The organism is Sphingomonas sp. FW306-1B-B10E (genome assembly GCF_058782005.1).
Genome location: NZ_JBYSXG010000087.1, coordinates 1 through 9496, shown reverse-complemented (window position 1 = coordinate 9496; position 9496 = coordinate 1). Strand labels below are relative to the sequence as shown.

Annotated in this window: 10 protein-coding genes; 9 read left to right on the top strand and 1 reads right to left on the bottom strand. The window is 68.0% G+C overall.

The features are described from left to right. Nucleotides 1-250 precede the first annotated feature (250 nt). The 8 genes from AC3WJI_RS20915 to AC3WJI_RS20880 all read left to right on the top strand — a co-directional run bounded on the left by AC3WJI_RS20915 (nt 251) and on the right by AC3WJI_RS20880 (nt 7848). Complete coding sequence (locus tag AC3WJI_RS20915) at nt 251-604, top strand: hypothetical protein (protein WP_492759237.1); 354 nt, start codon at nt 251-253, stop codon at nt 602-604. Nucleotides 605-742: 138 nt separating this feature from the next. After that, a complete protein-coding gene (locus AC3WJI_RS20910) occupies nt 743-1465 on the top strand; it encodes a response regulator (protein WP_492759236.1) in 723 nt (240 codons plus the stop codon). Then, nucleotides 1462-2790: an ATP-binding protein gene (locus AC3WJI_RS20905; protein ID WP_492759235.1), complete on the top strand. Its 1329-nt coding sequence runs from the start codon at nt 1462-1464 to the stop codon at nt 2788-2790. Before AC3WJI_RS20910 ends, AC3WJI_RS20905 begins: the two co-directional genes overlap by 4 nt. Nucleotides 2791-2862: 72 nt before the next feature. Beyond that, on the top strand, nt 2863-3978 hold the full coding sequence (locus tag AC3WJI_RS20900) for a Gfo/Idh/MocA family protein (RefSeq protein WP_492759234.1): 1116 nt from the start codon (nt 2863-2865) through the stop codon (nt 3976-3978). After that, nucleotides 3978-5321 carry a GntT/GntP/DsdX family permease gene (locus tag AC3WJI_RS20895; protein WP_492759233.1) on the top strand — a complete coding sequence of 448 codons (1344 nt, stop codon included), beginning with the start codon at nt 3978-3980 and terminating at the stop codon, nt 5319-5321. The genes AC3WJI_RS20900 and AC3WJI_RS20895 overlap by 1 nt, the downstream gene beginning before the upstream one ends. Nucleotides 5322-5330: 9 nt before the next feature. Next, the gene (locus AC3WJI_RS20890; RefSeq protein WP_492759232.1) at nt 5331-6344 is read left to right on the top strand and encodes an SMP-30/gluconolactonase/LRE family protein; all 1014 of its coding nucleotides are present in this window, start codon (nt 5331-5333) and stop codon (nt 6342-6344) included. A 29-nt stretch (nt 6345-6373) separates the two neighbouring features. Then, a complete protein-coding gene (locus tag AC3WJI_RS20885) occupies nt 6374-7120 on the top strand; it encodes an NUDIX hydrolase (RefSeq protein ID WP_492759231.1) in 747 nt (248 codons plus the stop codon). Continuing rightward, on the top strand, nt 7117-7848 hold the full coding sequence (locus AC3WJI_RS20880) for an extensin-like domain-containing protein (protein WP_492759230.1): 732 nt from the start codon (nt 7117-7119) through the stop codon (nt 7846-7848). Before AC3WJI_RS20885 ends, AC3WJI_RS20880 begins: the two co-directional genes overlap by 4 nt. Nucleotides 7849-7867: 19 nt before the next feature. Here the strand turns inward: AC3WJI_RS20880 and AC3WJI_RS20875 are convergent, their stop codons facing one another. Then, nucleotides 7868-8419: a hypothetical protein gene (locus tag AC3WJI_RS20875; protein WP_492759229.1), complete on the bottom strand. Its 552-nt coding sequence runs from the start codon at nt 8417-8419 to the stop codon at nt 7868-7870. A 446-nt stretch (nt 8420-8865) separates the two neighbouring features. Here AC3WJI_RS20875 and AC3WJI_RS20870 point away from each other — a divergent pair, with 446 nt between their 5' ends. Then, on the top strand, nt 8866-9444 hold the full coding sequence (locus AC3WJI_RS20870; protein ID WP_492759228.1) for a CHAP domain-containing protein: 579 nt from the start codon (nt 8866-8868) through the stop codon (nt 9442-9444). Nucleotides 9445-9496: the final 52 nt, after the last annotated feature.

Sequence of the window (9496 nt, the reverse complement as noted above, 5' to 3'; positions counted from 1 at the left end):
CACCCCCAACCCCTCCCCTGAAGGGGAGGGGCTTAACGGCCAGACTGACCGCACTGCCATTAGCTTGGCAAAGCGGGCTGGCTTGCTCCCGTCTGCAGTCCACGCAATTCTGAACGCCCATTCACGCTTCGGCGCCATCTGCGACAAATCGCGACACAAAAGCCGAACCGGCGGGACACTTTCGCGACGCGCGCGTTTCATAACGCCCCTTGTCGACCGCAGCCGCGGTCCAGTTGCAAAGGAGAGTGTTATGAAGAAGTTCTCGCTCATGCTCGCCGGCCTCGGCATCGCCGCCGCGGCTGTTCCCGCCGCTGCCATCGCCGCCCCCGCGCCGAGCTTCCAGGCCGGCTGGCAGAATATCAATGCGCGCCAGGCCCGGCTCGACGCCCGCATCAACCAGGGCATCCGCTCGGGCGCGCTCACCCGCTCGGAAGCGGTCCGCCTCAAGGTCCAGTTCCGCGAGCTCAGCCGCCTCGAGGCGCGCTATCGCGCCAGCCGCCCCGGCCTGACGCTCGCCGAGCGCCGCGATCTCGACCGCCGCTTCGACGCGCTCTCGGCACGCATCCGCGTCGAGAAGCACGACCGCAACGGCCGCCGCTACTAAGCCGCTAGCCGGCCGATGAGGACGGGCTCCGCCAGCGATGGCGGGGCCCGTTCGGTCATTCGCGCATGCGGGCCAAGTGATTGCGCCTAATAGAAAAAATAGGGCAGCAATTCAGACGCACCGACCTTACAATAGCGTATGGCCAGTCTAGCCCAAACGCATGCCGATTCGGCGACGTTGCTCGTCGTCGACGATGATCGCGATATTCGCCATCTCCTCGCCAATAGCCTCGGCGCGCACGGTTTCCATGTCGAGACCGCTGCCGACACGCACGACATGGACGAAGTATTGGCGCGCACGCATGTCGATTGCGTGATCCTCGACGTGATGATGCCGGGCGAGGACGGGCTTGCCGCCTGCCGCCGCATCTCGCGCCGCGACGGGCCCGAAGTCATCCTGCTGAGCGCGCTCGGCGAGGAGCAGGACCGCATCCTCGGGCTCGAGGTCGGTGCCGGCCATTATCTTCCCAAGCCGTGCAGCCCGCGCGAGATCCTCGCGACGGTACGCGCGGCGCTGCGCAAGCGCGGGATCGGCCCGGCGCCGGCGAGCGAGATCTATGCGTTTGACGGGTGGCGGATCGATCTCGGCAGCCACGAGCTGTTCGATCCGAATGGCGTGCTGGTCGGGCTGACCGACGGCGAGTTCGCAGTGCTGCGCGTGTTCATCGAACGCCCGCGCCGCGTGCTCACCCGCGAGGCGCTGCTCCAGGCCGCGCGCGGTCCCGATACGGACGCCTATGACCGTGCGATCGACGTCCAGGTCAGCCGGCTGCGGCGCAAGCTGCGCGCCGGCGGCGACGAGATCATCCGCACCGTGCGCAACGAAGGCTATCTGTTCGTGCCGCGAGTCGCGCGCGCATGATCTCAGCCCGGAGCGCGGCACGCTCGCCGCTGTTCCTCCGGATCTTCCTGCTGATGCTGGTATGCGTCGCGGTGGTCCAGCTGATGAACCTGACGCTGCTGATCGCGGTGCAGACGCCCTCGGCCAAGGTCTATGTCGTCGGCCAGATCGTCCAGGCGATGCAGGGGCGCGATACCGCCGAGGAGCTCGAGGTCGCGCGCGTCGCGGATGTGCCGCTGGCGCCGTGGAATCCCCGTTCGGAGCGGATCGAGGTGGCGCTGGCGGCGGCACTGGGCGTCCCGGTCACGTCGGTGCGGGTGCGCTTCCCGACGCCTTTCCTCCAGCGCGAGCGCGTATTTCAGCGCGACGCCGTGCCGCGTCCGGCGCCGATCAGCCCCGCCGCCGCGCGCAATGCGATCGTGATCGGCGGGTTCACCGCGGCGTGGCGCCAGCCCGACGGCCAGTGGATCCGCGTCGAGCCGACCGAGGGCTTCGAGCCGTGGCGCTGGTTCGTGCTGGCGTGGCTGGTCGTGTCGGCAGTCGCGGTGGCGCCGTTCGCCTGGGCGCTCGCGCACCGCTTCGCCAAGCCGATACGCGCCTTCGCTGCCGCCGCCGAGCGGCTCGGCCGCGATCCGCGCGCGCCCCCGCTCGAGCTCGAAGGTCCCGGTGAGATCGCCGAAGCGGCGGCGGCATTCAACACGATGCAGGCGCGGCTCAATCGCTATGTCGACGATCGCACCACGGTGTTGAGCGCTGTCGCGCACGACCTACGCACGCCGCTGATGCGGCTCGGATTGCGGATCGAGGGCGCGCCCGACGATCTGCGCCAGGCGTGCGAGGGCGACATTCGCGACATGGAGGGGCTGGTGTCGACCGCGCTCGCTTATGTCCGCGAGACCCGCGAGCCGCCGGTGCGCCGCCCGCTCGACCTGCGCTCGCTCACCGAGACCGTGGTCGACGACCTCGCCGATCGCGGCGAGGCGGTGCGCTTCGCGCCGGGCGAGCCCTTGGTGCTCAATGCCAACCCCGCCGCGATCAAGGCGATGGTGACCAATCTGGTGATCAACGCCGTCAAATATGCCGGTGGCGCCGAGGTGTCGCTGGCGCTCGCCGACGGCGATGCGGTGCTCGAAGTGCGCGATCGCGGCCCCGGAATCCCGGACGAGGATATCGATCATGTCTTCGAGCCGTTCTTCCGCGGCGAGCGTTCGCGCAACCGCGATACCGGCGGGGTCGGGCTCGGCCTGCCGAGCGCCCGTGCAGTCGCGCGCGCGCATGGCGGCGACGTCGAACTCGCCAATCGGCTCGGCGGCGGGCTGATCGCGACGGTGCGCCTGCCGGCCTGACCTACGACCATGAAGGCCTTTCGCCGCGCGCGCCGCTCATGATAGCGCTGCGCCCGGCGAGAGGAGAGTGTGATGGGGAACAGCCAAAGCCGCCGCGATGTCCTGGCGGGCTCGGGCGCCGCTTTGCTGGCGGCGACGCTGCCGGCCTGCGGCCGCGCGCAGGAGGGGCCGAAGCGCAAGCTCGGCTATGCAATCGTCGGGCTGGGCAGCTATGCCACCCGCCAGATCATGCCGCGGCTCAAGGACTGCGAATCCGCCAAGCTGGTGGCATTGGTCAGCGGCACGCCCGAGAAGCTCGAGCGCTTCGGCAACGAGTACGGCATCCCCAAGACGCACCGTTACAGCTACGCCAATTTCGACAGCATCCGCGACAATCCCGACATCCATATCGTCTATGTCGTCCTGCCCAATGCGCTCCACGCCGAATATTCGATCCGCGCGAGCCGGGCCGGCAAACACGTGCTGTGCGAAAAGCCGATGGCGGTGTCCTCGGCTGAATGCGAGGCGATGATCGCCGCGGCCAAGAAGGCCGGCAAGAAATTGATGATCGGCTATCGCTGCCATTTCGAGGCGTATAATCGCCACGGCATCGAGCGGATCAGGTCGGGCTTCATCGGCACGCCGAAGCTGATCACCTCGGAGCACGGCTTCAACGCCCAGCCCAACCAGTGGCGGCTCGATCGGCCGCTGTCGGGCGGCGGATCGATGATGGACATCGGCATCTACAGCCTCAACGCCGCGCGCTACCTCAGCGGCGAGGAGCCGTTCGAAGTCTATGCGATGGAGTCGACCGACAAGCGCGATCCGCGCTTCCGCAACGTCGAGGACCGTATCGACTGGCAGATCCGCTTTCCCTCGGGCGCGCTGGCGATGTGCGCGTCGAGCTATAGCTCGAACCACAATAATTGGCGCGCGACCGGCACCGAGGGCTGGATCGGGATGGAGCCCGCCACCGGCTATGACGGCCACCAGATGTGGACGCGCACGAAGGGCAAGACCGAGCAGGTCACGTTGCCGGTCCCGGCCAAGAACCAGTTCGTCGGGCAGCTCGATCACATGGCCGAATGCGTCATCAGCGGCCGCGAGCCGATCGTCTCGGGCGAGGAAGGGCTGCGCGACATGCGACTGATCGAGGCGATCTATCGCTCGGCGCGCGAGAACAAGCCGATCCGAGTCGCGGGCGCGTGATGGCCGAGCCCTGGCATACCCTGGCGATCGTCGCCGCGAGCATCGCCGCGGTGATCTTCCTCGTGCTGCGCTTCAAGCTCCAGCCGTTCCTCGTGCTGCTGCTCGTGGCGTTGGTCACCGGGCTGGCGTTCGGCGGCGAGCCCCAGGCGGTGATCGCCGCGATCCGCAAGGGCACGGGCGAGGCGCTCGGCTTCGTCGCGGTGGTGATCGGGCTCGGCGCGGTGCTGGGCGGGCTGCTCGAGGCGAGCGGCGGCGTCCATGCCATCGCGCACCGCCTGCTCGACCTGTTCGGCGAGAAGCGCGTGCCCTGGGCGCTCACCGCGGTCGGGATCGTCGTCGGCGTGCCGCTGTTCTTCGACGTCGCCTTCATCATCCTCGCGCCGTTGCTCGCTACCCTGGCGATCCGCGCCGAACGCCGCGTGACCTATTTCGCGCTGCCGCTGCTCGCCGGGCTGATGACGATGCACGCGCTGCTGCCGCCGCATCCGGGGCCGGTCGCGGTTGCCGAATTGATCCACACCGATTACGGGCTGCTCGCATTCTACGGGCTGATCTGCGGCATTCCCTCGGCGCTGCTCGCGGGGCCGATCTACGCCAAGGTCTTCCATGGCGCGCCGGGCTTCGGCGACCAGGCGCCCCCGCCGATGCTCGACGAAGGCGCGCCGCAGACCAATCCGATCGGCTTCGGTCCGGCTTTGCTCGCGATGCTATTCCCGCTCGCCTTGATCCTCATCGCGGCGGTGGCGGGGCAGGCGATGGCGCCGGGGCCGGTCAAATCCACCCTGACCTTTCTCGGCCATCCCTTCACTGCACTGATGCTCGCCGCTTTGTCGGTCACCGGCTGGCTGCGGGTGCGCGAGGGCGCGTCCTGGCCGGTGCTGTCGCGGATCATGACGCGTGCGCTCGAGCCGGCCGGGCTGATGGTGCTGATCATCGGCGCCGGCGCGGCGTATAAGGAAGTGCTGATCGAATCGGGGGCGGGGCAGCAGATCACCGCGTTGGTCACCGCCGCGCAGGTGTCGGTGCCGGTCTTCGCCTTCCTGCTCGCGGCGTTCGTACGGATCGCCCAGGGCTCGGCGACGGTGGCCATGGTCACTGCCGCCGGCCTGGCCGGGCCGCTGATCACTGCCGCGGCGCTCAGTCCGAGCCGGATCGCGCTGGTGACCATTGCGATTGGCGGCGGCGCGACGATCGCCAGCCATGTCAACGACACCGGCTTCTGGCTGGTGAAGCAATATCTCGGCCTGACCGAGGCGCAGACCTTCCGCAGCTGGACGATCGGTGCCACGATCGCCGGCCTGACCAGCTTCGGCATCGCGCTGCTGATCTGGCCCTTCGTGTAAAGAGGCGACATGACTGATATCACCCGCCGCGCCGCGCTCGCCGGTATAGCCGCACTCCCACTCGTTCCCACTCTCGCCCGCGCGGCGACGGTCGGCGGCATCACGCGCTTTGATCCGGCACTCGACGCCGTCGTCGACATCAACACGCCGGTCGAAGTCCTCGCCACGGGTTACAAATGGGCAGAAGGCCCAGTCTGGGTGAAGAAGGGCGGCTATCTGCTCTTCTCCGACGTGCCCGCCAATGTCGTCCATCGCTGGAAGCAGGACGAGGGCGCCCGGCCGTTTCTCGACCCCTCGGGACTGGTCGGGCCAATCCCGGCAGCGATCCGCGAGGCCGGCGCCAATGGACTCGGCGTCGATGCGAAGGGCCGGCTGATCATCGCCGATTCGGGCACGCGCGCGATCACCGCGGTCGACCTCGCGACCAAGCGCCGGACGATCCTCGCCGACCGCTATGAGGGCAAGCGCTTCAACAGCTGCAACGACGTCGCGTTCGGCCGGAATGGCGCGATCTATTTCACCGATCCGCCTTATGGGCTGGCGGAAGGCGACACTTCGCCGCTCAAGGAACTCGCCTTCAACGGCGTGTTCCTGCGCACCGCCGACGGCAAGGTGCGGCTGATCGACGACAGCCTCAAGCGCCCCAATGGCATCGGCCTGTGCCCGAAGAAGGCCACGCTCTACGTCTCGATGTCCGACGAGGCGCGGCCGCACATCCTGGCATACCCGCTCGGCGCCGACGGCCTGCCGCGCACGAAGCCGGTGATCTTCCACGATTTCAGCGAGCCCTTGGCGCGCAAGCTCCCTGGCCTTCCCGACGGGCTCGAGGTCGACAAGGAAGGCCGGCTGTTCGCCAGCGGCCCGGGCGGCATCTACGTCCTGTCGTCCGAGGGCAAGGCGCTCGGGCTGATCGCCACCGGCAAGGCCGCCGCCAATTGCGCGTTCGGCGAGGACGGGCGGAGCCTGTTCATCACCTCGAGCGACATGCTCGTCCGCGTCCGGCTGAAGAGCGCGGGCTGGTGAAGGGCGGAGCCTCCCACTAGATCGGGAGCATGTCCGAACCCGAGGCGATTCCCGCGGCCACCGTGATCGTGATGCGCGACGCCGCCGGGGGGCCGCCCGAACTGCTGATCGTCGAGCGGGCGCGGGCGATGTCGTTCGCGGGCGGCGCACTGGTCTTTCCGGGCGGGCGGGTCGATCCGGGCGATCGCGCGCTGGCGGATACGTTGGAGGGCGATCCCGAGGATCTCGCCGCGCGGATCGCCGCGGTGCGCGAGACGCTGGAGGAAGCCGGCGTCGCGGTCGGCGTGCGCGTGCCCGATGCCGCGATCCCCGATCTCCAGCGCAGGCTCTATGCCGGCGAGGCGATGGCCGCATTGTTCGACGAATTTGGGGGTACGCTCGATCTCGACGCGTTGGTGCCGTTCGCGCGCTGGCTCCCCGCGGGCGTCCACCACAAGGTGTTCGACACCCGCTTCTACCTCGCCCGCGCCCCCGAGGGCGCCGAGCCGGTGGTCGACGGCAACGAGAATGTCCGCGTCTTCTGGGCCTCGGCGCGCGGGGTGCTCGACGCGGCCGATCGCGGCGAGGCGATGATCATCTTCCCGACGCGCCGCAATCTCGAACGGCTCGCTTCGTTCGCCAGCTTCGCCGACGCCGTCGCCGACGCGCGCGCACACCCGGTGCGCACGGTCACTCCGTGGATCGAGGCGCGCGACGACGGCGAGCACCTCTGCATCCCCGACGATCTCGGCTATCCGGTGACCTCGGAGCCGCTCTCACGGGCGATCCGCGCATGAGGACGGTTCGCCAGGCGATCCTGGCCGTGGTGATCTTCGCAATCCTGCTGCTGCTGTTCTTCGCGGTCTACGCGACCGTTCGCAATCGCCCGCAGGACCTGCCCTGGACCCGGCTCGACCTGGGCCAGCCGATCGGCGCGTTCACCGGGCGCAAGCTCGCCGGGCTGACCGACAATTTCGCCGAATGCCGTTCGCTGCTCCAGTCGGCGGGGGTGCGCTACACGATCCTGCCGGCGGTGAAGTCGGGCGAGAGCTGCGGCTATGCCGACGGCCTGCGCTTCGCTCCCGGTGGCGCGCAGCGGATCGACTACAGCCCCGCGCGGCTCGGCGTGTCGTGCCCGGTCGCGGCGGGGCTGGCGATGTGGGAATGGAACGTGCTCCAGCCCGCCGCGCAGAAGCATTTCGGCGCGCGGGTCGAGCGGATCGAGCATCTGGGATCCTATTCGTGCCGCCGCATGTACGGGCGCAGCGCCGGCGACTGGAGCGAGCACGCCACCGCCGACGCGATCGACGTCGCCGGCTTCCGCCTGTCGGACGGCACGCACATCAGCGTGCTCGGCGATTGGAAGGGGGAGGGGCCGAAGGCGGCGTTCCTGCGCGAAGTGCGCACCGGCGGGTGCCAGTTGTTCGCAACCGTATTGTCGCCCGATTACAACGCGGCGCACCGCGACCACCTGCATCTCGACCAGGCCGAGCGCGGCGAGATGGGATGGCGGGCCTGCCGCTGAGACAGGCCCTTAAACGAGATCAGTTGGGCAGTGCGGCGATGTCGACCTTCTCGACCCATTGCGGGAAGAACGCCGGCTGGCGGTTCGACCAGCCCGATGCCGTCGCCGCGGCTTCGCTGATCGACTGGAGCAGCTTGCGACGCAGGTCCGGATGCAGATGCGGCAGCGCCGCGGCCGAGCAGAAGGCCGAGGGCAGCCAGGGACGCACTTCGGCGCCGATCAGCCGCTCGTAGAGGAAGCGATAGGCCGAGAAGCTGGTAAGCCGGCCCTGGCCGAGATCGAACGCCGAGACGGTGACCAGCGGCGCCATGAACGGTTCGATTGCGCCAAGGTCGCTATCGTCGGGCATCAGCGCGCGCAGCTCGGGAATGCGCTCGTACATGCGCGCCTGGGCGCGGATGCTGGCGGCCTCGACCACGTCGCGCGACCAGCGCTCCATCGCGTCCTGCCGCTCGAGCCCGATGTCGAGCGCGCGGCGGACATAGCGCTGCGTCGCTGCGCTGAATCCTGCGAATTCCTTCATTTCGGCCAGCGTCATGGCGCCTTCGGCCGGCTTCATTCTCGATGCCATACCCTAACTCCCACCCCACTACTCCCCACCGGCGATCCTGCGACAGAATGGTTAACGCGCCGCTTAAACAGCCGTTGGCTCCCATTCATTATAGGAATTGAAAAGGTGCTGCGGCGCAACAAGCGATGCGATGAATCGAGTCAGGGCATCGTGGAAAACACCTAGAGTGATGCCTGCGCGCAACAAAACTGCGTGATGGCCTCAATCGCGGCGTTTCGTCGTGCTGAGACGGGATTCGCTCGGATCGTTGCGGCCGGCAGCCGTCGAATTAACGAAGTCTAAACCTCTTCAACCGCTCGAAAGCGCTGATTTCCGCCATTTTTCGGACTGTTCCTTCAACCCATCGGTTCGTCGCAACGGTTCATCGGATCGGTCGGTCGAGGGGGTATACCGCCGTCCTATGATCAGGTTAGCAACACTCAACAGCTTCCTGACCGGGGGGTCGAATGAATTTCCGTGTTTTCGCAGCGCGTTTCGCGCTGGTGGCGTCGTGCGTCCTGATGACTGCCGTTCCTGCCCAGGCGAAGAGCGCCTATCTGCAGTGCGCACCTTATGCGCGTCAGGTCTCGGGCGTCGAAATCCACGGCAATGCGTGGACCTGGTGGAGCCAGGCCGCGGGCCGCTACGAGCGCGGCAGCACCCCCAAGGTCGGCGCGGTGATGTCGTTCAAGAAGACCTCGAAGAACCCGTTCGGGCATGTCGCCATGGTCTCGCAGGTGGTCAGCGACCGCGAAGTGCTGCTCACGCACGCCAATTGGTCGCGCCGCGGCGGCATCGAGCGCAACGTCCGCGCGATCGACGTCTCGCCGGCAGGTGACTGGAGCGAAGTCCGCGTCTGGTTCGCGCCGCTTGGCGGGCTCGGCACCTCGTCCTATCCGGTCAACGGCTTCATCTATTCGGACGGCCCCGGCGAAGACGCCCTCGACGCGCCGGTCACGATGGCGGCCAAGAAGACCGACAAGGTCCTGGTCGCCTCGCTGCAGCTCGACCTCAGCGACCTCAAGCTCGAGAACGTCGCCAACTGATTTCGACACGCTATCCCCTCCCTGCAAGGGAGGGGTCAGGGGTGGGTAAGAA